The organism is Alcanivorax sp. HI0083 (assembly GCF_001635175.1).
In genome coordinates this window covers 1-1322 of record NZ_LWFX01001060.1, presented here as the reverse complement: position 1 = coordinate 1322, position 1322 = coordinate 1, and the positions used below count along the sequence as shown (strand labels likewise).

Here is a 1322-nt window from a genome sequence, read left to right as displayed (position 1 = left end):
AAACTGGCACTGGTGCCGGCAATGGCGATGAAGACCGGGAACAGGAAATCCTTAATCTTCACTTCCAGGGCATCGGCGATGGCTTTGGCGTCGGCGAACAAGCCATCACGGTTCCAGTCGTTGCGCGCTTCATAGGTCCAGAGCAGATACTGCAACCACACCTTGATGTCATCGGTGGCGTACTGCTTATGCTCGAAACTGGCTTCGTTGATCGCCGGCATACCGTTAAAGCAGAACGCTGCCTTGTCGGCCACTTCCGACAAGGTCTCCACCCGCTGGCGCAAGTGCGGGATGATTTTCATGGCGTAATCACGGTTGTAAGCCCAGTCCAGCAGCGAGTCCAGAAATTGCTCATCGCTCTGATCGCGCAACCATTGGCCGTTCAGCCAGCTAAGTTTTTCCACATCGAACACCGGCCCCCCCAGAGACACACGCTGGATATCGAACGCGTCCTGCATCTGCGCCAGCGAAAATTTCTCGCTCTCATCCGGCATGGACCACCCCATACGGCCCAGGTAGTTGATCAACGCTTCCGGCAAATACCCCATGCGTTGGTAGAACAGGATACTGGTGGGGTTCTTGCGCTTGCTGAGTTTGGATTTATCCGGGTTACGCAGTAGCGGCATGTGACACAGCGCCGGCATTTCCCAGCCAAAATATTCATAGAGCAATTTGTGCTTGGGCGCAGAGTTAAGCCATTCCTCGCCACGAATGACATGGGTGATCTCCATCAGGTGATCGTCCACGATATTCGCCAGGTGGTAGGTTGGCATGCCGTCGGATTTCAGCAGAATCTGTGCATCGACCAGCGCCCAGTCCAGCTCGACCGTGCCACGCAGCATGTCCTGAATTTCACAGCGACCGTCCATGGGGACCCGCATGCGAATCACGTAGGGTGCGCCTTCGGCTTCACGTTTCGCCTGCTCATCCGCCGGCAGCTCCAGATCCGACGGCTTGAGCGCCCGGTTCTCGCCGCTCTCTTTTAGCGCAGCACGAAGCGTATCCAGCTCTTCACTGGTGCGGTAGCACTTGAACGCATGGCCCTTTTCGATCAACTCGTCCGCGTACTGGCGATACATCCCCTTGCGTTCACTTTGCCGGTACGGCCCATGCGGCCCGCCCACGTCCGGGCCTTCGTCCCAGGTCAGCCCCAGCCATTTCAGAGAATCCAGGATCATCTGTTCGGACTGATCCGTGGAACGGGTCTGATCCGTATCTTCGATACGCAGAATAAACTGGCCGCCATGCTGCTGCGCAAAGCAACGATTGAACAAGGCAATATAAGCCGTGCCGACGTGGGGATCACCGGTGGGCGACGGGGC

General features: G+C 57.2%; 1 protein-coding gene. It reads right to left on the bottom strand.

The window, feature by feature from the left end:
• Positions 1-1322, bottom strand: a 1322-nt coding sequence (gltX, locus tag A3754_RS13935) for a glutamate--tRNA ligase (protein ID WP_197468659.1), incomplete at both ends; no start/stop codon positions are given.